18 protein-coding genes are annotated in these 21,591 nt (G+C 41.4%); 14 read left to right on the top strand and 4 right to left on the bottom strand.

Features of this window, described 5'->3' with window-relative positions; all coding sequences use genetic code 11:
* Positions 1–11: 11 nt before the first annotated feature.
* Positions 12–881 carry a hypothetical protein gene (locus tag J4E76_RS05680; protein WP_208501985.1) on the bottom strand — a complete coding sequence of 290 codons (870 nt, stop codon included), beginning with the start codon at positions 879–881 and terminating at the stop codon, positions 12–14.
* A gap of 149 nt (positions 882–1,030) precedes the next feature.
* Between J4E76_RS05680 and J4E76_RS05675 the strand changes: the two genes are divergently transcribed.
* From J4E76_RS05675 to J4E76_RS05640, 8 genes are all read left to right on the top strand, one after another.
* Positions 1,031–3,427, top strand: coding sequence for a tetratricopeptide repeat protein (locus J4E76_RS05675; RefSeq protein ID WP_208501983.1), 2,397 nt, complete (start codon positions 1,031–1,033; stop codon positions 3,425–3,427).
* A gap of 3 nt (positions 3,428–3,430) precedes the next feature.
* Positions 3,431–4,177 (top strand): DUF6090 family protein, encoded by a 747-nt coding sequence (locus J4E76_RS05670; protein ID WP_208501981.1) that lies wholly within the window; start codon positions 3,431–3,433, stop codon positions 4,175–4,177.
* Between the two features lie 135 nt (positions 4,178–4,312).
* Complete coding sequence (locus J4E76_RS05665) at positions 4,313–4,678, top strand: BlaI/MecI/CopY family transcriptional regulator (protein ID WP_208501979.1); 366 nt, start codon at positions 4,313–4,315, stop codon at positions 4,676–4,678.
* A 2-nt stretch (positions 4,679–4,680) separates the two neighbouring features.
* On the top strand, positions 4,681–6,192 hold the full coding sequence (locus tag J4E76_RS05660) for a M56 family metallopeptidase (RefSeq protein ID WP_208501976.1): 1,512 nt from the start codon (positions 4,681–4,683) through the stop codon (positions 6,190–6,192).
* Positions 6,193–6,271: 79 nt separating this feature from the next.
* On the top strand, positions 6,272–6,553 hold the full coding sequence (locus J4E76_RS05655) for a UBP-type zinc finger domain-containing protein (RefSeq protein WP_208501974.1): 282 nt from the start codon (positions 6,272–6,274) through the stop codon (positions 6,551–6,553).
* Between the two features lie 5 nt (positions 6,554–6,558).
* Positions 6,559–6,837 carry a GNAT family N-acetyltransferase gene (locus J4E76_RS05650; RefSeq protein WP_208501972.1) on the top strand — a complete coding sequence of 93 codons (279 nt, stop codon included), beginning with the start codon at positions 6,559–6,561 and terminating at the stop codon, positions 6,835–6,837.
* 111 nt (positions 6,838–6,948) lie between these two features.
* Positions 6,949–10,656, top strand: a complete 3,708-nt coding sequence (locus J4E76_RS05645) for a hypothetical protein (protein ID WP_208501970.1) — start codon at positions 6,949–6,951, stop codon at positions 10,654–10,656.
* Between the two features lie 51 nt (positions 10,657–10,707).
* The gene (locus J4E76_RS05640) at positions 10,708–13,107 is read left to right on the top strand and encodes a pentapeptide repeat-containing protein (protein ID WP_208501968.1); all 2,400 of its coding nucleotides are present in this window, start codon (positions 10,708–10,710) and stop codon (positions 13,105–13,107) included.
* A 155-nt stretch (positions 13,108–13,262) separates the two neighbouring features.
* On the opposite strand, the gene J4E76_RS05635 is transcribed toward J4E76_RS05640, so the two are convergent.
* The 3 genes from J4E76_RS05635 to J4E76_RS05625 form a co-directional block, all read right to left on the bottom strand.
* Positions 13,263–13,574, bottom strand: coding sequence for a DUF1330 domain-containing protein (locus J4E76_RS05635; RefSeq protein WP_208501966.1), 312 nt, complete (start codon positions 13,572–13,574; stop codon positions 13,263–13,265).
* Positions 13,575–13,653: 79 nt separating this feature from the next.
* The gene (locus tag J4E76_RS05630) at positions 13,654–14,109 is read right to left on the bottom strand and encodes a carboxymuconolactone decarboxylase family protein (RefSeq protein ID WP_208501964.1); all 456 of its coding nucleotides are present in this window, start codon (positions 14,107–14,109) and stop codon (positions 13,654–13,656) included.
* A 72-nt stretch (positions 14,110–14,181) separates the two neighbouring features.
* Positions 14,182–14,748, bottom strand: coding sequence for a Crp/Fnr family transcriptional regulator (locus J4E76_RS05625; RefSeq protein ID WP_208501962.1), 567 nt, complete (start codon positions 14,746–14,748; stop codon positions 14,182–14,184).
* 155 nt (positions 14,749–14,903) lie between these two features.
* Between J4E76_RS05625 and J4E76_RS05620 the strand changes: the two genes are divergently transcribed.
* The 6 genes from J4E76_RS05620 (at position 14,904) to J4E76_RS05595 (ending at position 21,516) form a co-directional block, all read left to right on the top strand.
* Positions 14,904–16,619, top strand: coding sequence for a SulP family inorganic anion transporter (locus J4E76_RS05620; protein ID WP_208501960.1), 1,716 nt, complete (start codon positions 14,904–14,906; stop codon positions 16,617–16,619).
* A 90-nt stretch (positions 16,620–16,709) separates the two neighbouring features.
* A complete protein-coding gene (locus J4E76_RS05615) occupies positions 16,710–18,119 on the top strand; it encodes a rhodanese-like domain-containing protein (protein ID WP_208501958.1) in 1,410 nt (469 codons plus the stop codon).
* Positions 18,120–18,135: 16 nt separating this feature from the next.
* Positions 18,136–18,702, top strand: a complete 567-nt coding sequence (locus tag J4E76_RS05610) for a YeeE/YedE family protein (protein ID WP_208501956.1) — start codon at positions 18,136–18,138, stop codon at positions 18,700–18,702.
* 7 nt (positions 18,703–18,709) lie between these two features.
* Positions 18,710–19,123 (top strand): YeeE/YedE family protein, encoded by a 414-nt coding sequence (locus tag J4E76_RS05605; protein ID WP_208501953.1) that lies wholly within the window; start codon positions 18,710–18,712, stop codon positions 19,121–19,123.
* 19 nt (positions 19,124–19,142) lie between these two features.
* Positions 19,143–20,471, top strand: coding sequence for a hypothetical protein (locus tag J4E76_RS05600; protein WP_208501951.1), 1,329 nt, complete (start codon positions 19,143–19,145; stop codon positions 20,469–20,471).
* A 19-nt stretch (positions 20,472–20,490) separates the two neighbouring features.
* Complete coding sequence (locus J4E76_RS05595; RefSeq protein ID WP_208501949.1) at positions 20,491–21,516, top strand: c-type cytochrome; 1,026 nt, start codon at positions 20,491–20,493, stop codon at positions 21,514–21,516.
* Positions 21,517–21,591: the final 75 nt, after the last annotated feature.

The following is a 21,591-nucleotide window of genomic DNA, read 5'->3' as shown; positions in this document are numbered from 1 at the left end:
CGAGGGTTTGATCATTGGTCTTCTATCGCTTGCTTAAGCCTGGCCTGCATTCCTAAGGCAATCATATGGTTGGAGTCCGCTGCAACCACGCGATCGACCAAATCGCTCGCCTTTTGAAGACTATCAAAGGCGATATAAATATTAGCCTTCAGCATAAGAGGACTTAGATAGGAGGGATCGGTCAGTTTTTCATCTAAAATCATTGACAGTGCCATGGCTCTTTCCGTATGACCAAGTTCCAGTTCCAAATCTCCTGCATAACTAATAAAAAAGCCGAGTTGCTTTTGTTCAGAAGTAGCAAGCAGGGCCAATGAATCCAGTGCCACTCGAGGTCCATGAATGGCATGGAGAAACTCTATATACTCCGCTTTAAAGTAGTTGTCTGTAGGATACTTCCTCACAAACTTTCCGAAGTTCCTCTCGGCCAATTCTACGCGCTTTCTGTTGGCCTCTGGAGAGTTTGGAATGCCCAAGCCTCTGTTATTAGCAGACTGCATGCTGAGCAGATTGACATCAAGCAGCAATCGTTCATCTTCATTTGCTTTATCCTTGTTAGCATCTAGTTCAGCAAAAAGTGTTTGACGCTCTTCTAAATTTCGAGTAATACGTCCAATCATACTTTTTCCCAGCAACCAGTCAGGATCGAGTGCTGAAGCCTTTCTAAAAGCAATTTCAGATTCGGTCCAACGACCATTGTCCAGAATCTCTTCCCAACCTTTGAGAAAGTAGTGTCTGGCAGAATCGATTTCGGTACCATAGTCAGGCATTACTACTGCCTTTGACTTGCCACAGGAAAATGTCAGTCCTACAATGGTCAGGAATAGGAGAAATTGGGTGGATAGGCTATGGCCTGAAATATGGCGGTTGAGAAGTTTAATCAAACTATGGTGGTTTTAGTCGGAGTAAATTGGTCAAAAGATGAATGATAAACAATTCGGAATCTTTAGGCAGTACAATTGGAGCTCTAAATTTTATAAAATTTAATGCTTATTTTCATCCGAGGATTCAACCAAAACTCCCTACTGATTTCATGTCAGGATTTGACAAGCTCAATAATTTCTGGGAAGAACTAAAGAAACGTAATGTAGTTCGCGCCTTCATCTTCTATGTCGTTTCAGCCTGGTTGATCATTCAGTTTGTTGCCACCGTTTTCCCATACCTTGATTTACCAAAATGGGCGACTACGGCTGTAATTGTCACATTACTAGCAGGTGCTCCCGTAGTTTTAATAGTTTCCTGGATTTATGAGTTGACTACGGATGGTCTTAAGAAGACAGATTCGGTGGACAAGGAAAAGTCGATCTCAGTTAATACAGGTAAGCAACTGAACAGACTGACTATTTCGATTTTAAGTTTGGCAGTAGTCTTCCTACTGGTCGATAAGTTCTATCTAAGTGTAGAAGACTCGTCAGAAACAGAAAGAACAGAAGCCATAGCGGTTTTTCCTTTTTCCATTCAAGGCGGTTTGGACATCCAATATTTAAAGGATGGTATGGTCGATCTAATCAGCGGCAAGCTGGATGCTATGCCGGGATTAAATGCTACAGATCCGAATATTATTCTTGGTGTTGCTAATTCCAAAGGCCTCGACAATAGAAACCCTGTTGCTGCTGCTAAGGCGGCAGCGGACCTGGGAGCGAATAGAGTAATCTTAGGGAGTATTACACAAGTAGGTGAGTTACTCGAAGTTAAGATTTCTAAATATGATCAGGCCGGCCAGCCAGTGGGTAATGCGATTATTGAAGATGGAACTGAAACCGAGCTAATGGGCAGGGTTGATAATATTATCAGAAGATTAGTAGCTGATGAATTAAGAGAACAAGGGAGTGAGTTCAACAGCGAGGCAATTTTGACTACAAATAACTTGGAGAGCATTGTTCCCTTTCTCCAAGGAATACAACTTAGCCGACAAGGAAAACACCAGGAGGCTTTGATACAATTTAGAGAAAGTCTTGAAGCAGATTCGACATTTGCATTGGGTTATTATCGCTATATCGTCAATGCAGGTTGGATTCGTGATGTTAATGCAGGCTCTCGAAGTACAAAGGAATACATACCCTACTTCGACCGTTTAGAGGCTTTGAGTAAGAATCTGAAAGGAAAAAATGGAGAAGTGGTAAGGGCAAGACTGGCCTATCTCAATTCTGATATTTCCTCCGAACGTCAGTTTCGTGAATTGTTAGACAAATATGGAGAATCCATTGAAATCCTTAATGGTCTGGCAGAGTCAATTTATCATCACAGGGAGATTGTAGCTGGTGACCGAAGAGATGCCAAACCCTATTTTGAGCGATTGATCGAACTTGATCCAACTAAGGATGAATATTTCGAGCATCTGATCAACATTGCAGAAAGCGAAGAAGACCTTGAAGCATTTGAAGATTATGTTAGTTACTTGGACCCTGAGTCAGATCAGCGATACGGATTGGAATTTAGTCGAGTTATGATGCAGGATTCCATAACGGATCAGAATATCGCGGAATTGCATGAAGTTATGAGACCTGATTTTGCTTTCAATCCAAAGCGAAAAATCGAAGTTCTGGATGGGTTTAAAATTGCCAAGAGAGTCCGGAAAATTGATGATAAATTTATTGGTCTGGATACATGGCTAAACCTTCTTGAACCTTCAGTCACGGGACAGCATAAAGATTTTATTGAGAAGCAACTTGCAGACTTTGAACAACATGGCTCTTTGTCACCGGCTTTCGCTGGAAACTTTATTCAACTCAGTTTTGAAGCAATTCCGCTCTGGAATCAGTATGCTCAATCGCTTATTCCAAAAATAGAGTTGACTAAAACGAAGGCTTCTGAAGCCATGTACGGAATTCCTCAATTGGAGCTGGACTATTTGCTCGGCTTGGCGTATCTCTATAACGATAATCTCGAAGAGGCTGAAAACCAGCTAGGCGTATTAAAGAGTCATTTTAGCGATGAAACAGTTACTCCATTTGGTAAAGCCAGAGACCAGGCAAGATTGCTCTATTTTAATTTGTCTGGATTTATAGATTACACAGAGGGGGATATAGAAGAGGCCAAGATTAAATTCGATTCGGCCGTCACCAAGGTAAAACGCGTGACACTGGATTATGCAACTTTTCTGGCCAAACCACGAAATTTTCATTTAGCAGAAATAAAAATCAAAGAGGAAGCCTTTGAAGATGCTTTGGACATCTACCTAAACACCTTGGAGTCGGAGGCGTTCACCATTTTGTTCTCAGGGTTTACGTGGGGGTATAACGTTTACCGTATCGCACAGATGTATGATAAGTTGGATCGAAAAGACGAAGCTATTGCTTATTATAAAAGATTCTTGGAGGCCTATGTTGATCCTGATGAAATGTATATGCCATGGGTAGATGATGCCTATGGTAGATTATCAGTATTGGTAGAAAGACCCGAGGAAGAATTAAGAGGTCAAATCAACTAAAAGATGATTTTCTTACTCCGAAAACTTAGAAACAAGATGGTAGAAGGCGGTAAGGTTAAACGCTATCTTCTGTATGCTGTAGGCGAAATACTCCTAGTTGTAATCGGTATTGTGCTGGCTGTACAAGTCAATAATTGGAATCAAGCAAGGAATCTTAAGAAGTCGGCTAATTCACATCTACTGCTTTTTAAGCAGGACTTAAAACTGGATTTGGCAGAACTAAAGCGTTTAGACAGCTTATTAGAAATCCAATACCATGCTGCAGACTCCGTGTTGATGCAGTTTAAGACATTGATTCCAGTTGATGGCAGTTTTGCGGGCAATCTGACTTATTTAGTTTTGGAGTACAATTTTAAAGCAGAGACCAAGGGCTTTGTATTGTTAAGCAACTCAGGAGAGATTGCGGCCTTGGAAGATTCACTTCAAAACCAAATAGCGGAGTACTATGCTCTAGTGGAGAGTGTTAAAGAACGAGAGGCTATTTCGAATACATTTATTAAGGATAAGTATGAGGTAGCAGTGATGATCAAGCATCCTTACCTCTGGGGTAAGCATAATAGACAGGCCGATGTTGATCTATTTTATGAGGATGACCCAAGGCCCCCGACAACATTAGACTATCCGTATATTCTTGCCGACAAAAGCCTAGAGGTATTAGCCTTTGGACGTAGGTTTCAGATTATTGAACAGGCGAAAAAGTATGCTGAAGCCATCATGGCTTTGAATAAACTCATCTCCATGCTTGATTGAGGGTAGGACTTTTTCGCCTTTCAGTTCCAACAATTCCCAATTAATCAGGTTACAAATAAAAATATTTTGCTCTACACTTGTAGAGATAAATTATATACTCTATGTTTGTAGAGTAACATCTAAGAATGTAGACTTATGCAGTTATCAAAAGCCGAAGAACAATTAATGCAACACCTTTGGGAGTTAGAAAAGGCATTTATGAAAGAGCTGCTGGATGTATATCCAGAGCCTAAGCCAGCAACGACTACACTTCTGACCTTGTTGAAAAGGATGATGGATAAAGGCTTTGTGGCCTATACCTTATTCGGAAACTCTCGGCAGTATAGGCCTTTGGTATCTAAGGATGACTACTTCTCAAATCACTTGAACGGTTTGATAAAGAATTTCTTTGGTGATAGTTCTGCGCAATTTGCATCGTTTTTTACGCAAAAGGCGAATTTGACTAAGGAGGAGTTAGAAGCACTGAAGGGAATAATCGATAAGGAGATTAAAAGAAAGTAGTTATGCTTATCTATATCCTAAAGTTTAGTTGTTGTCTTGCTATTTTCTTGGCCTTCTATAAGCTTGCTCTTGAAAAAACGAGCGTACATAAGTTTAAACGAATCTACCTTCTAACGGCAATTTGTTTGGCCTTGATCATTCCCGAGCTAACCTTCACAACATATACAGAAACAACAAAAATACAGTTACCGATACCCTCGATGATCATCACGGAACAGGTGGAATCGTTCACAGAAAGAGAGGTTATAGAGTCGCCTGTTAATTTTTGGCCTTTTGCTCTTTATGGGGTTTACTTTATCGGTTTAGCTCTTTTTGCCACTAAGTTTTTCATCAATTTTTTCAAGATTATTCTCAGGATAAAAAGAAATCCCAAGCTGAAAGAAGTCTCATTGATCAAAGTGTTATTGAGAGAAGAGGTAATCCCTCACACGTTTTTGAAGTATGTGTTTTATAACAGGAAGAAATTTATCAACGAAGAAATACCCAAAGAAGTCATTTGGCATGAAGAGATTCATGCCAAGCAATTGCACTCCGTTGATGTGCTCTTAATCGAATTATTACAGGTAGTTTTTTGGTTCAATCCACTGATTCGATTGACTAAAAATTACATGAAACTTAATCACGAATACCTTGCTGATCGGGGCGTTCTCGAGAAAGGGGTTAAACCCGGCCTATATCAGCAAATAGTACTGGCTTTTGCCATTAATAAACTACCATCAGATCTGGTGAATGCTTTTCAATTTTCATTTATCAAAAAAAGATTCACAATTATGAAAACAAGAACAACAAAACGGGCAATGGTACTGAGGTGCTTATTATTGCTGCCTTTGGTCTCTCTAACGCTCTTCAGTTTTAGTAGTAGAAATACAGAAGTACTTCCATCAATTGTCGAAAGAAGTGAACCCATCCTTGAGGAGGTCATTCTTATGGTCCAAGATGAGGGCTTAACAACTTTGGAAGAGTACAATAAGCTGGCGAGGCAATATAAAAATTACCCTCCTTATGACTTTGTAACTAAGGCCAAGGACATGTACCGTATGTGGACCTTGCACGAGCAACTGACTGCTTCAGAAAAAACTAAGGCAGAGCCATATTTCAGGTCTACTTCTACACTGACCATTTTTATTACCAATGATGGTAAATATTTAATGGATGGCGAAGAGGAGGTTAGTATTGAATCCTTGGAGTCAATTTTCAAACAGCTGACTGCAGAAGAAATGTCAGAAGCCTATGCCTTTAGTGATGAAACAGATGTAGGGAGGTATGTAAGAGATAATAGAGCTCGCAATATGAGTCTAGAGTCTCTAAACCATATCTATATTAATCTGTATTCTGAGGAGTTTGTTCATGGTAAAGTGATCAACAAAAAACCTACGGTTGAGGCAGGTGAGGCCATGAAAAAGTTAGGGGTCAAGTTCGTTGCACCTGCTCTGGTTAATCCTAAACTGAAAACATACGTTGATGATTTGCACCAAATGTTTAGAAAGTACGGCATCAAAGTAGATTATGATTGATCTATGTAATTCATGTTGTCAATGAAAAATGATCGGTTAACTTTATTAGCCGATCATTTTTCGTTAAAAGCTAACATCCATGTCGCTGAAACCGCAGATTTGTGAACACCTTCAAACCCTAGAAGTCAACCCTCCTGATCAGTACGAGTGTGATGAATGCGTGAAGACAGGCGACTCTTGGTTGCACTTAAGAAAATGCCAGACCTGTGGAACTACCTTGTGCTGCGATTCATCGCCTAATCAACATGCTCGAAAGCATGCTGAAGTACATGCTGGCCACTCCGTGATACTTTCTGCTGAGCCCGGTGAGAAATGGGCCTATTGCTTTGAGCATGATAGCTTCAACCCCAAAGCTTACTAATGACGATGGAAAGTAGACTCAAAGAGGATGACTTAGGAGGGGAGTTTCAGCTTTGGAAAGACGAAAAAATGGTTGCTCATATGATGTTCGCAAAACCACTTGCCGATCGGATCATCATTCAACATACACAGGTAGATCAATCTCAGAAAGGAAAAGGACTAGGGAAGTTACTCTTCGATCAAATGATTGATTATGCTAAATCCAATGACCTTTCTGTAATTCCTCGTTGCAACTTTACCCAAAAGATGTTTGAGAGGTTTCCGGAATATAATTACCTGCTGTAGCCGGTCTCTTGCACCTTTGGTTTGCTACTCTGGTAGAACCACCAAACATTCTCTATATTTAGAACAGACACCTCATCCTCAAGGTGAGGCCTTCAACCAAAACAAACACACATGAATCCACAGTTTCGTCCAACGGAGCAACACACGTTGCACTTCGATTTTTCCTATGTAAAACAAGATGTAAATTTTACTTTCCACCACTCTTTTAAGGATTTTCCCGTAAAGAAGCATACTCCTGAATCTATTGTTAAGGCCAAAGAAACACATCCAAGTCTTAGGTATATTAATGATGATCGACTTACACACTTTATTGACGTTGATTTACCTGCCGATGTGATTTGTCTAACGCATGTTACTTACCCAAGGCAAACGAGTAATGGGGTTACCAATCAAATTACCCAGATGGGAATTCATACCCCTCAAAAAGGCAAAAGGAAATTTTACGACAGGCAAAAAAGCAGAGGGGCAAAAACTTGGGAGGTGCACCCAAAAATAAAGCTCTATGATAGAGTTTCTGAATTGGCCAATAATGCGGCTTTAGAAAATGAAGAGGACACTCAGTATCCATACGATGTAAGCGATTGGCAGGGGGCAGTAGACACTTCGATTGCCCTACTTTTTCAACACAATGCGCTGATCAATTTGAGTACGGAAAATGATCAGCTAACCCCTAACCTTATTACGGACTATATTACTCAGGCCATTAATAATACAAGTCTTGATTTTCCTTTTGCCATATACGATGCTGGTGAGGACTGGTGTACTATGACACCTGCTGTGGACCCGAATGGTAATCAGCTATTGAATGAGAGCGGTGAGGTTGTTTACACCATGGAACTTTCTCCTGATGTAAAAAGCGCCATGGAGGCCCCTTTGAAATTGGCGGTTAAATACTGTGCGGATGAAGAAGAGTTAGAAGGGCAAACCTGGAATAGCGTTGAGGGGGCAACCAGTGATAGTTACAATGCCGATGCGAATGTCACCAACTCTGAATCGCCAGGTGCGATGCAACCTGTTTCAAAGGAGGTCACTTTAACAAACGAAAGTGCAAACAACAATCCTTACAATTGGGTGATCAGTAATCACTCTAAAGGTCATGGGCTTTCAGTTGATAGTAAAGTAGAGTGGAAGAATGCATCTGGTTCAAAGACCTGGAAAGGATCGGGTTTATGGTCTGATTTGGATACACAAATCCCATTGAACGATAACATTGTTGCCGCATTGTTGAGAGAAGAAGTCTATATCAAGGTATGTACGGCCGACCATGAAAGTGGACTAATCGGTGGTTATTTGAAAATTGTAGGCGAGATTGATGAGGATCTGCCCGTGAACTTTGAAGTTGAACTAAGTAGTTCCTGGACCGAGGAAGATCCGATTGAAACCGAGGCCACCCTTTCGGGTAGTTTTATCCTTAATGAGGTGCGTACGAGTATGTCATATAGTATAAATGCCTCCAATCTCGACAACAACTCCGCCACAGCCATGCTGTGTATGGATAATAGTAACATAGAATTTCCACTTAGGTTTTCGAATGACGGAGGATTTGGTGGTTCTATTAAAGTAAAGGTGACAAACGAATGGCTCAGACATTTATCTGCTTATGTCACGTTCTTAGATGAAGATGATAAGCCCATAACTTTTGATAAGAAAAATGATCAGACTCTGGCAAGTGTCGCAGAAGTGGATTCTCCTGAGGCGCAATGGCCCGAGCAAATGGCTGAATACCTTGGTGATGTATTCGAACCAGCTCCCGACAAAAAGTATCTACAACTAATTCAGCCAGTAACAGAGGTCTTTGGTATTCCCTTGGGTGGAGACCCTACAACATTGACCATCCCTGTTCCTGATGAGGCGCATACTGTAAAACTCCTTTTTGGAGGCCTAGGGACTGGTAAAATTGATAATGATGTCTGTTGGGTGGGTATTTTGGCTACATGCCTAGTCGAGTTGGCTTTACCCGTTATTCTACTTGCTGCTGGCAACTCTAATAGCGATACTGAGGATACCAATAGTATTATGAATGATCCCGAAATGGTTTTTGCCATGTGCGCTGCTGGGGGATTTTTAGTAACAACTGCGACAGCTACTTACATCGCTACTTCCCAGGATTCTGAAGTGGCTACTAAGGATGTGATTTCAGTACTGAGTCCTCTTCTGTTGAATCAGGCATGTACACTAGGAAAATGGATGGCCAAGAGAATGGCTGAAGGTGCTGCTGAGCGTTGTATACCATTTATTGATGCTGCCAAAGCAGCCTTTGATGCAGCGGTAACTGCTGCTCAATTAGCTCAAACTTCTATTGAAGTAGCTTCATCGCCTTTTGTTTTTGAGATGGAGGCAGTGAGGGCTATTGATCTTCAGATGACATTGGTTGCTGATAAGGATTATAAAAAATTCCCGGATCAGGCTACCAAATACTTAGTATCGGTGGTCTATGATAAAAGTGTGATAAACCCAAAGGAGACTTTTGAGCTCCCCGCAGGAAAACCTCTTAGTGACGACATCATTGTGAACTTTGAAAATGTGCCAGCGGGAGGTAAACTACGAGTTTATGTCTTCTTCTTGTCTGATAATAATTGGCAGGCAGGCCAGGGTTGTACCGACTGGTTGGAAGCTAAAGGAACTGATGGCAGCACACTTGTAATACCTGAATTGGAAATAGAAACTAACCTAGTACCTCTCTCGGCAAGTTCTGTTTATGAGCATAAATCAAAAATAGCTTTTAGTGAGGGCGAGGGTCATTTTTGGCAAGCTGCGGAAGGTCAGCCACCTACGGCCACACTTCATACTGACTCTCCTTATGCACCTACCAAGGTTACAAAATGGAATTCTATCACGATGTCACAATCGCCAGCCATGATGGCTTATGACTGGATGGCCTCTAATCTACCAGGTGCGGATAATAGCAGTAACGCTTACACCGTTCAGAACCTCTCTACATTGCAACATCCAGAGCAGCAATTCTCAATGTTGGAGAAACCGACTAATAAAGAAGGTGGAGTACTTTATGATATGGCAGGACCAGATGATGGATCAGGCTTAAACTTCTTTATCGACCCAACAGCCGGAGAATTTAATCCAGAAACCAATCCTGGCGGTGGCTATCACTTGCGAAAGGTCTCCCTCAAGTATGTGAAATATGAGTCATCTGAAGAGGTAGTTCCGCCCGAATTTTCAACGGATACAAATGAGAGTTGGGGTAGATTTCCGGTGGAGATTGACAAGTTTGTCAAACACCCACAAGGTTACGTGTTTGGGATAAGCTACTCACTTCATAAACTTTTCTATCTCGAGTTGCCAGATAAGGCAATGGCTGATAAGGATGCGCCTATGGCAAATTCTACTGCCGGAGAAGGATTTAGAGAAGGCTTGGTCAATGGACCAAGGGGTATTGAGTTGGGGCTTGACGGGGTCATTCTAATTTTGGAGGCTGTAAATAATAGGGTTCAGGCCTTTGACACACAAGGAAAACCAATTCCTTATTTTACTGATCCCAACGATGAAAGTGCTAAAGTATCCACCATGAACCTAGCGAACGCTGATGGGGCTACTTACCTAGATATGGCTGTTGAAGGAGTTGGGTATATCTATGTGTTACGACATGATGCTGATGGATCGGACCCTAACAGTTATGCAGTAGATGTATATAAACCAGATGGTAGCTTTTTAGTGACCACCACAGGTGTATCGGCCGCAAAAATCACAGTGAGTCTCTTACGAGCAATATATGCCTTGAATTATGAGGTGATCATGGGAGATAAAGGCCGTATTGAACCTTCTGTAAGTCTTTGGGTGGCACCAGCACCTGATCCAGAATAAGCCTGATTCGAAGAGTACGATTTTTACTGTTTACATTCTTAAACTTTAACCATGCTTAAAGAATTACCCAAGGGTTTCTCATTCGATCAGAAATTAGTATTCACTCCTGTGACTTTTCAAGGTGGTAAAGCAGTACCAACCGCATTTGTAAAAGTGGATGACATGAATGCTTGTGTAGTGTCTTCATCACCCTTGAATGGTACTTTGATCTCATATTTTAACTATGATACTCAGTTATATATAATATGTGATACTCAAGGTGTACCACTCACTATTAAGTCTCCTGTGTATGTGTCTGGACTTATGGATAAGGTAAACAAATACGCACTCTGCGTTGGAGACAATGAAGATTACTGTTTTATTGAATGGATCAGTGTTAATCCAATGCAAATGGTAATTTCTCTTGGTTGGAGGTCATCGGCCAATGGGAAAACGAAATACCTTCATAAAACTCAGATCAAGGATCAGGTTGGAGGTACCGCGAACATATTAGAGTCAAAGAGCGATAAGGACTCAGCCCTCCAAATGACAATCACAAGGACCACCTACTACAATAACTATGATAAAGAACTGATAGGCGTACCTGATTTTTCTTACACGGTATTGCCTGATGACCTAGATTTTAGTGATCAGAACTTTGAAGGGGCAAATTTTCATAAAGCGATTTTTGCTAAAGCAAGTTTTAAAAATGCAATTCTCCGAAATGCGGATTTTAAAGGTGCAAAATTCAATACTTGCGATTTTCGAAACTGTGATATGACCAACGTTCAGATAAATAGTAATTATCTGGGAGACTCAAAGTTTAACAAGAACACGGTACTCAAAGGGGTGGGTTTGACAAACCTTGGTTTTGAAGATCAAGATCTTTCTGAATTAAATTTTTCCGAATGTGACTTGACCGAAGTTTTTTTTACTGGCTGTAGTCTTGTTCGAATAAATATGAGCGGAGCTGAGATAAACGATTCGAGTCCGATAAGCTGTGATCTTTCTTATTGTAATTTCCAGGGTTCCACCCTGAACAACGTATTATTCATGGATAGAAATATCTTAAAAGGAATGAGTTGTAAGAACGCCTCATTGCTGAATTGTGATTTTAGCAAAACTTCTTTGGTGGGTAGTGACTTCAGAAACTGCACCATAAAAAATTGTGATTTTAGCCAGTCAGATTTGTCAGAGGTCGATTTTAAGGAAGCCATACTTAAAAATTGCAATTTCAGTGAAGCTTTTTTTAAGGGCGCAGATTTTACAGGTGCAGAGTTGATCAACTGTAATTTCAGTAATTGTAACGAACCCAAGAAAGTGGAGGGTCAGTCATATTTGCCGTTTGAAAAAGCTGATTTCACAAAGGCATACTCTAACAAATGTAATTTTGGGCATAGTGATTTGAGAAAACTCATTCCCGGTAAGGGAGAGGAGAAGATCAAGTTTTATAATGTGGACCTGAATGACCTCAACTCTAATACGCCCAAGACGCTTTTAGTAAACACTCAGTTCGATTATGAATTGATTGCAGGAGACTGGACCTTACTTGATATGTCTGGAGCAAAGATTCAGGGAGATCCACCACAGGACTTAACAGGACTAAAAGCTGCTTATAGTATTTTCCCCGTGAACTTTGATTTGGGGGGAAGAAAATTGGATCAATCAGACTTCAGACATTCTGAGTTGGTGGGGGCTAATTTTAAAAATACGAAGTCTACAGGTCAGGTAGGCCCCAACTTTTTCAGCACCAATTTAAGCCAGAGTAATTTTCATCAATGCAAGATTGAAAGAGCAATTTGCGATTCCGCCATTTTTGAAATCGCCATACTCTCTTATTCGAACTTCAGTTATACCAGTTTTATTGGTGCAATACTCGGTGGTGAGGGGGGGCAGCGTGCTGCTAATTTTGCAAATTCTAACTTACAAGGCGTTTGCTTTGACGATGCCAATCTTGTGGGGGTAGATTTTTCTACTTGCTATCTACCCGAGTCTACCTTCGAACGGTCGGCCATTTATTTGGCAAACTTCTCGGGTTCTTATTTGGTCGATGTGAATTTTTCGAATATTCAAGATCAACTTTGTGAAGGTGTGGATTTTTCAAACTCATGTCTCCTTAATACCGACTTTAGAGGAACCAAACTCTTGATTTATCAAGGGAAACCAACCGACCTAAGCAAAGCCTGTCTTCAGGGGGCAAATTTTAATGATGCGGATCTTAGTGGAGCCAACTTGGCCGATGCTGGGGTGGCCTTTGAGGCAGGTGTATTTCCCATTATTATGAAGAGTTCAGACCAAAATGGACCACCCGATCAGACGATTGAAATAAGTTATGATGTTCAGACTCCAATGAGTGCCTTCGAAACTGATGGCCAAACGATATGCCCTAATAACTCTTTCGGAGCTTGCAAAACACCGGATCAGTATGAAAGCGAAAATGCTCCTACTAGTTTTACCTGGTATAGAGATTGACTCAAGATAGGGTTTTACCTAACCTAATAGACTTTAGGTACTTACAGGTTTCAATATTGTTCAAAAGATGTTGGAGAGGTACCGTCAACATCTGGGCCTGTTCTAAAACCCTGAGGTTGCCAATTGAATATTTTCTTGGCAACCTCATGGCTTAGTTAAAGATCATCTGCAAACTGAATGTTGATCTTTAAAAACGCTGTGTCTCTTAACGAGACCAGCTTTGCATAATCTTCACCATCGAACATCTCTATTAAGGCTTTTCTTGATGGAAAGTCCATGATCAAGAGGTGAGTGAAAGGCTCATTACCAAGATATGTTGTTTCAATTTTGCTTCTCTTCACAATCTTGCCACCAAGGCCAATCAGCAAAGGCATAACACCTTCGACATAAGCTTTAAGTGATTCCTGCTGGGTCATGTTTGGGGTGGAGGTAACTACAAGCGTTGTTTTATCTGATTTCGATTCCATTATCATTGTTTTATCATGTTGAACTTGAGTAAGTATTAAGGCAAAGCACATGCTTGCCAGAGTGAGGCGCATCTTCATACTAGCCATTCTGAACTTGGTATTTTCCTGGAGTGAACTGGAAGGCCTTCATGAGTCTTGTCCACATATTGATTTGGGTGATGGCCAAGGTTAAATAGCATATTTCTTCCTTCGAGAAATGGACGAGCAATGCATCAAATATCTGATCCTTCAAAGGCCCTCTTGTAAGACGGGTTAAGCAATCGGCATAGGCTAGAACACTGCGCTCCAAAGGCGTGTAGTAGGGTGTGTCCTCCCAAACGCAGACTGATGAAAGCCTAAGGTCGGTTTCGTTGAGGTGTTTCAGTTCTTTGTGGTGCATGTCTACACAGTACGCACAGCCGTTTTTCTGAGCAACTCTGAGTCTTATAAGTTCGAGTAATTGAGTGCTTAGACCAGAATTCTTGATTAGAAGCTCAATATCCATGAGCCTATTGAACATTTCTTTGGGTACTTCTTGATACGATATTCGTTCCATAATTGTGGGTTTTGATTATGGATCAAATGTATGTTCGGGGCTAAGTAAAAGTTCTTAAGATATCTTAAGAAATCAGCCCTTGCGGAGTTGACTGAGATATTCTGGCGTAATGTCTAAATAGGAGGCGATCATATACAAGGGGACACGCTGGGCAAAATCGGGTATCCATTCAACAAAATGTTCATAGCGTATTTTACTATTCATTTTCATATAGAAGCCATACCTCCTTTGAATGGCAATGACCATGTTCTCAGCCACAATCCTAAAAAACTTTTCGAGCGCAGGTATTTCTACTAGTAGTACATCTAAGTCATCCTTTTTGATCCTAAGTACAGTTGTCTCCTCCACGGCTTGAAGGTTTATATTCGAAGGTCTTTGGAGTGCGAAGCTCTCGGTGTTTGTCACCCACCAATTCTCAATAGCAAACTGAGTGATCTTCTCAGTTCCCTTATCATCTATATAGTAAGACCGAATCAGCCCGTCTATGATGAAGTACTTGTGTTGGCAGACTTCTCCTTCTCTCAAAAGCAGGTCTTTCTTTTGGTAAGTCTTTATTTCAAAACAGCTGTATACTTCCTCAAACTGTGCTTCGGTCAGCGAAATATGTCGATTAAAATAGTTTTGAAGTTGTGTTTTCATAGGCGGTCGACAAGTTAGGAAGGGTAAGTCAAAAACCACTAGAAATCGTCAGTCGATATACTCTACCAATTCGCTGTGGTAGACCTTTAGTAACTTTGGTTACTTTTGATGAAATGGAGCACGCTACTTTTGTGTGACCATTTAAGAAATTACAATTGAAGCAATTTTTTCCAATATTAAGCTGGCTACCCAATTATAAAAAGAGCTACCTCAGCGGAGACCTTTTTGCTGGGCTTACGGTAGGGATTATGCTTATACCGCAGGGTATGGCCTATGCCTTGATTGCGGGTTTGCCGCCAGTCTATGGTCTGTATGCTTCTGTAGTACCACAAATTATTTACGCCATCTTTGGTACTTCTCGACAGCTCTCTGTTGCTCCCGTGGCCATGGACTCACTTTTGGTTGCTACCGGGGTATCTGTTTTGGCAGTAGAGGGTACTGATGCCTATGTGACTTTTGCCATCTTATTGGCCTTCTTTATGGGGGTGGCTCAGTTTACACTTGGACTTATTCGCATGGGGTTTATTACCAACCTCTTATCTAAGCCAGTAATTAGCGGTTTTACTTCTGCTGCCGCTTTGATTATAGGTTTAAACCAACTTAAATATCTTCTTGGAATTGATGTGGCCAGAGGGCACGAAATACATAAGATACTGGCAAGTGCTTTCGAGAAGATAGGTGATGTCCATTGGGCTACCCTTTTAATCGGTCTTGCAGGAATTGTCTTTATCAAATTGTCAAAACGAATAAGCGCTAAAATCCCTGGTGCATTGATTGCTGTTGTTATAGGTATACTCCTAGTCTTTGGTTTGGGCTTAGATGAAAAAGGAGTGAGTGTTGTCCAAGACATTCCTCAGGGGCTACCAGCCTTTGTATTACCAGACCTCAGCTGGGACTTAGTCAGGCAGTTACTTCCATTATCATTGACTGTTGCAGTTGTGGCCTATATGGAAGCTTTTTCGGTGGCGAAGGCCATTGAATCGAAAAGAAGAAATTATAAAGTAATGCCCAATCAGGAGCTGATCGCACTTGGAGCAGCCAATATTGTGGGTTCCCTATTTCAAAGTTATCCCGTTACTGGGGGCTTTTCACGTTCCGCTGTTAATGAACAGTCAGGGGCACAGACACCGCTGGCTTCGATAATTAGCGCTGTCTTAGTGGCTTTAACGCTGTTGTTTCTAACCCCTCTATTCTATCACTTGCCACATGCTATATTGGCTGCTATCATTATGGTAGCAGTATCAGGTTTGATCGATACTAAATATGTGCTCACACTTTGGAAGACAAACAAGGTTGAACTCGGCCTTCTACTAGCCACGGCCTTAGTTACTTTGACTTTTGGTATGGTACCGGGTATTGTCTCTGGTATTATCCTATCGGTTCTTATCCTGCTTTTCAAGGCGGCCAATCCACATATGGCGCTTTTGGGCAGGGTGAATGGCTTTTCCGAATATCGAAACCTCAAACGCTTTGACAATCTACAGACTTGGGAAGAATTGATGATTGTAAGAGTAGATGTGCCTTTCGTATTCGTCAATATTCAAACCATCAAAGAGAGAATAACCAATGCTGCTTTGGCGAAGGAAGGAAAACTGAAATTTGTAATCCTAGATGCAGCTTCTGTTGTTCATATTGATGCAACAGGAATTATAGGTGTAAGGGATCTTATTGATTCCTTGAAGGAAAAAGATATAACACTTTTATTTGCAGAGGTAATCGGTCCGGTTAGAGATGCCTTGCATAAAAATGGACTGGTGAGCAAAGAGTCAGGCGATGCCTTCTTTCTAACTACAGACGATGCTGTGAAGTACTGTTTGTCAGAAGAAGTGGAGGATTCAAGAGCTAAACTTGCCATGCAAACCAATGCTTAGTGTAACAAGAGTTACAGACTTGAAGCATGGGAGGAACGTTATTTGAGCAATGATTGTCTTAAAGACAGCGAGAAGAGAAAAAACAAAACAATGAATATAGAACAGATTTATACTGGTTGTTTAGCACAAGGTGCTTACTACATCGAAAGCAAGGGTGAAGTGGCGATCATAGATCCGCTACGTGAGACACATCCCTACTTGGCAAAAGCTGAGAATGATAAGGCAACTATCAAATATATATTTGAAACACACTTCCATGCAGATTTTGTTTCTGGCCACTTAGAACTTGCTAAGAAAACTGGTGCTACAATCGTTTATGGGCCTGGCGCCAAGACATCCTATGATATTCATGAGGCGCATGATGAAGAGATCTTCGAATTGGGAGACGTAAAAATCAAAGTACTTCATACACCAGGCCATACGCCTGAAAGCTCAACTTTCTTGCTAATAGATGAGCAAGGCAACGAGCATGCTATATTCAGTGGAGATACACTATTTATCGGTGATGTGGGGCGACCAGATTTAGCGGTTAAATCTGACCTTAGTCAGGAAGACTTGGCAGGGATGCTCTTCGAAAGCCTGAGAGAAAAAATCATGACGCTTCCGGATAATGTAATTGTTTATCCGGCTCATGGTGCTGGTTCGGCATGCGGAAAGAACATGAGCAAGGAAACTACCGATCTTTTGGGTAACCAAAAGAAGGTCAATTATGCGCTTAGAGCGGATATGACCAAAGAAGAGTTTATTAAAGAAGTTACTGAAGGTATTTTACCTCCGCCCCAATACTTCGCTAAGAATGCCATGCTGAATAAGACAGGGGTAGACAGTTTAGATAATGTAATGGCCAAAGGGAACGTAGCACTCGATGTTGAGACTTTTGAGGCCATGGCTAATCATGAAGGAGCACTCGTTCTTGATACACGCCATCAGACTAATTTCATTAACGGATTTATTCCTAACTCAATTTTCATTGGTGTTGACGGAAGTTTCGCCCCTTGGGTAGGTGCTTTGATTGCTGACTTGCAGCAGCCAATCGTTTTAGTGGTCGATGAGGGTAGAGAGGAAGAGGTGATCACCAGATTGTCGAGAGTGGGTTATGACAATACCCTAGGATACCTTAAGGGTGGAATCGAGGCTTGGAAAGCAGCTGGTAAGGAAGTCGATTCTCTAGTTTCAGTGAGTGCGGGAGTACTTAAGGAGAAACTCGAAACAGAAAGTATCAATGTACTTGACGTTAGAAAACCTGGAGAGTACCAGGCAGAGCATATTGAGAAAGCTAAGAATACGCCACTGGATTTCATTAACAATGAGATGCACCGAATAGACAAGGAGACCGAATACTATGTTCACTGTGCAGGTGGATATCGATCTGTAATCTTTGCTTCTATCTTAAAGTCTAGAGGCTTTGACAAAGTAATTGATGTTGCAGGAGGCTTTGGAGCGATTGTCAAGGAAGGTATTCCAGTGACAGATTTTGTTTGCCCAAGTACATTAGACTAAAAACTAAAATCAAGACATGTTAGAATTTATAAGTCAGCCCTGGCCATGGTATGTGGCAGGGCCAGTGATCGCTTTTGTCATGTTTGGACTGATTTATTTCGGAAACAGCTTCGGAATGTCAGCCAATTTCAGGAACATCTGCTCCATAATGGGAGCTGGAAAATCCTGTGAATTCTTCGACTTCGATTGGAGAAAGCAAATGTGGAATATCGTTTTTGTTGTCGGTACAGTGCTTGGTGGTTTTATCGCCAGCCAGTATCTGATGGATTCGAATATTGTTGCCATTAGTGATTCAACAATTACGGAGTTGTCTGCACTGGGCGTTGAGAATCCGGGAGTCGGTATGATGCCTGAGTCCATCTTCAACTTTGAGTCGCTACTTTCTACAAAAGGCTTGATTATGATTGTGCTTGGAGGCTTTTTGGTGGGCTTTGGTACGCGTTATGCAGGCGGATGTACCTCTGGCCATGCCATTAGTGGTTTAAGTGACTTACAGCCAGCCTCCTTGTTGGCCGTGATTGGTTTCTTCGCGGGAGGCCTTCTTATGACCTGGTTAATTCTTCCTTCAATTTTAAGCCTTTAAGACAGTTATGAAGTATTTCAAATATTTAATCCTCGGAACGGTCTTCGGTATAGTACTTACAAAAGCTGAGTTGATCTCGTGGTTTCGAATCTTCGAGATGTTCAAATTTCAGGCATTCCATATGTATGGCGTAATTGGTTCTGCAGTAGTTCTTGGTGTTATCATCACGCAGTATATCAAAAGGACCAAAATGAAGTCCATGTCGGGAGACCCAATAGAAATCGCCCCAAAGAAATTTTCGTATGCTAGGTACTTAATTGGAGGTACTATCTTCGGTTTAGGCTGGGCTTTGACCGGTGCTTGCCCAGGGCCACTATTCGTTCAAGTAGGGAATGGATACTTGGTAATGTTGGTGGCTATCGGGTCAGGCTTGCTGGGTACTTATGTCTACGGTTTGCTTAGGAATAAATTACCTCATTAATTGCGGGAAATTTCGACACTTGAAACGTAGCCTAATATTATTTCTTGCTTTGCTCGTCTGTTCCGGGTCTTTTGCTCAGGACCTTGGCGAACTAACAGGAGCTTTTAAAACACGCTATATGCGTACTGCAAATCGGAAAGATCTTGCGGACTTTTCAGCCACAGTAGCCTATGGTTATTTAAAGTATACTTACGAGGTAAAGAATTGGCTTTCCTTTGGAGGACAAGTGAATGGTTTGGCTCATGCAGGCATTGACAATATCACTAAGAGAGACCCTCTTACGGGTTCTGGACCTATATATGAAGCTAACCTGTGGAATCCGAACTATTTGAATGGGAATACTGAGTTTGCCCTTCCTCAACTATATGCTCAATTGACTTTCAATAGGCATAAAATCACTTTAGGGCGGTTTTTAATGGAAAGCCCAATTGTTAATTCCGAACCATGGCCATTTCCTAATGCAATGCAGGGTATTTGGTATGACTACAGCGCGAATAAAGACTTAAGAATTCAACTAGGAGGCATCCAAAATATATCACCACGGTTTACCGCGCAGTTTGATGGCATTGGTGAGACAATAGGCTTGATAGCAGCAGGAGTAGACAAGGATGGAAATCCAAGTGGTTACCCTGGTAATGTGAACTCTAATTTCCTTTTAGTCGGAAATGCCAATTATAGTTTTTCTGAAAGTGTGACTATTGATCTGTGGAACTATTATACAGACAATGTTTCTAATACAATCTATTTAGAACCATCTCTGAAACTTGAGAATGATTTAAGTATTAAGACAATGCTCATTTATCAGTTTAAAGTAGGTGAGGGGGGTAATGAAAATCCATTGTTGGCCTACCTAGAAGATGGTCATCAGGCTATGCAATTTGGGTTTCGAGTCGAGAAAAAGCATAACAACAGTACTTTTCAGCTTAATTTTTCGAGAATCACTAACAAAGGAAGGATGTTACTTCCAAGAGAGTTGGGTAAAGAACCTTTCTATACTTTCCAAAGAAGAACAAGGGTGGAAGGAATGCAGAATGTGACTTCCATTATGGTCAAATGGCAGCGGAACTGGGAGAACGAAAGTAGAAAAATGAGGCTATTCACTAGCATGGGAAGTAATAAGTTGGCTAAGCCTGATAATGCACAAGAAAACAAGCTCAGACTTCCATCACATCTTCATTGGGACGCTTCTCTGAAATACGAACCTAAAAAGGCATCCTTCAACGGATTCTCTGCTGAAATGCTGCTCGCTTATCGATTCTTGAATGAGGAGATAGGTAATGATGAAAGAGCAAGGATTAACAGGGCTGATTTTGCACACGTTGATTTGATTCTTGCGTATACCTTTTAGTTAATTCTTAAATTGACTTATGGACTTTGGGAAACTAATACAAACAGCTACTCAAGCTGTATATGCCGTTTTTGTGTTGGTTTTAGTCTCCTTCGTTTTTCTTCTTGTCTTATGGACAAATCCTCAGTGGGTCTACTCGCCCAAAGTTTCCCCAGAAAACTGGCAACCCCGAAATGCGCAAACTGATTTAGGTACCAGTCCGAGGGAAAACCTAGTGCGCTTGGGTTATGATATTATCACTGAAACCAGTAAGCATATTGGCCCTTTAGCTCTGGAAATTAAGAATCGCTTGGCAGGCAACAACCTGAGTTGTCAGAGCTGCCATTTGGATGCTGGTAGAAAGTCAGGATCAGCATCCTTTGTTGGAGTTGCTAATCGATTTCCTCAGTTCAGAGGTCGTGAAAATAAAATTGGTTCTTTGATAGAGCGCATCAATGGCTGCATGGAACGCAGTATGGATGGGGAAGTGCTGCCCGATAGAAGCCTAGAAATGCAAGCGATCATCGCATATATGGAATGGTTAAGTGAAGATGTACCAGAGGAGAGAGAAGCAGAATTCAAAGGTTTTGCCAAAGTAGAATTGCCTAATGAAGCGGCCGATCCTGTGAGGGGGAAGGCCATTTATACCAAGCACTGTCAAACCTGTCATATGGAAGATGGACAGGGACAAAGACCATCGGCAACTGAAAAATATGTATATCCACCATTGTGGGGAACAGATACCTATAATCATGGAGCAGGAATGCATAGGGTGATTACGGCTGCTCAGTTTATCAAGGGGAATATGCCGTTTCTTCAAGCCACTCTTGAAAAACCAGTACTTACAGATGAGGAGGCATATCATGTGGCAGCCTATATCAATAGCTTCGAACGGCCACAAAAAACGAAGCCAGAAGCGGACTTTCCAGATAAGAAGTTAAAGCCAGTGTCTACACCTTATGGCCCTTGGGAAGATCAATTTAGTGCTCTGCAGCACAAGTATGGACCTTTTCAGCCTATAATGGAGTTCTATCAGAAAGAGTACGGGATTAAGAAGACCAAGTAGCCAAATAAAATGGCTTTTCGTTTCATTAGAAGCTAGAAGCTAGAAGCTAGAAGCTAGAAGCTAGAAGCTAGAAGC

Origin of the sequence: Roseivirga sp. E12 (assembly GCF_017592825.1) — a bacterium.
In the GTDB taxonomy this organism is placed as follows: domain Bacteria; phylum Bacteroidota; class Bacteroidia; order Cytophagales; family Cyclobacteriaceae; genus Roseivirga.
Note: the sequence above shows the minus strand (reverse complement) of the source record. Positions and strands in the feature narration are given on the sequence as shown.

What these genes read in the sequence shown, in the direction of transcription:
- J4E76_RS05630 (WP_208501964.1), bottom strand. Translation starts at nt 14,109, where the DNA reads ATGGAACGAATATCGTATCAAGAAGTACCCAAAGAAATGTTCAATAGG.
- J4E76_RS05665 (WP_208501979.1), top strand. Translation starts at nt 4,313, where the DNA reads ATGCAGTTATCAAAAGCCGAAGAACAATTAATGCAACACCTTTGGGAG.
- J4E76_RS05640 (WP_208501968.1), top strand. Translation starts at nt 10,708, where the DNA reads ATGCTTAAAGAATTACCCAAGGGTTTCTCATTCGATCAGAAATTAGTA.
- J4E76_RS05635 (WP_208501966.1), bottom strand. Translation starts at nt 13,574, where the DNA reads ATGGAATCGAAATCAGATAAAACAACGCTTGTAGTTACCTCCACCCCA.
- J4E76_RS05615 (WP_208501958.1), top strand. Translation starts at nt 16,710, where the DNA reads ATGAATATAGAACAGATTTATACTGGTTGTTTAGCACAAGGTGCTTAC.
- J4E76_RS05650 (WP_208501972.1), top strand. Translation starts at nt 6,559, where the DNA reads ATGGAAAGTAGACTCAAAGAGGATGACTTAGGAGGGGAGTTTCAGCTT.
- J4E76_RS05610 (WP_208501956.1), top strand. Translation starts at nt 18,136, where the DNA reads ATGTTAGAATTTATAAGTCAGCCCTGGCCATGGTATGTGGCAGGGCCA.
- J4E76_RS05645 (WP_208501970.1), top strand. Translation starts at nt 6,949, where the DNA reads ATGAATCCACAGTTTCGTCCAACGGAGCAACACACGTTGCACTTCGAT.
- J4E76_RS05670 (WP_208501981.1), top strand. Translation starts at nt 3,431, where the DNA reads ATGATTTTCTTACTCCGAAAACTTAGAAACAAGATGGTAGAAGGCGGT.
- J4E76_RS05660 (WP_208501976.1), top strand. Translation starts at nt 4,681, where the DNA reads ATGCTTATCTATATCCTAAAGTTTAGTTGTTGTCTTGCTATTTTCTTG.
- J4E76_RS05605 (WP_208501953.1), top strand. Translation starts at nt 18,710, where the DNA reads ATGAAGTATTTCAAATATTTAATCCTCGGAACGGTCTTCGGTATAGTA.
- J4E76_RS05625 (WP_208501962.1), bottom strand. Translation starts at nt 14,748, where the DNA reads ATGAAAACACAACTTCAAAACTATTTTAATCGACATATTTCGCTGACC.
- J4E76_RS05675 (WP_208501983.1), top strand. Translation starts at nt 1,031, where the DNA reads ATGTCAGGATTTGACAAGCTCAATAATTTCTGGGAAGAACTAAAGAAA.
- J4E76_RS05595 (WP_208501949.1), top strand. Translation starts at nt 20,491, where the DNA reads ATGGACTTTGGGAAACTAATACAAACAGCTACTCAAGCTGTATATGCC.
- J4E76_RS05655 (WP_208501974.1), top strand. Translation starts at nt 6,272, where the DNA reads ATGTCGCTGAAACCGCAGATTTGTGAACACCTTCAAACCCTAGAAGTC.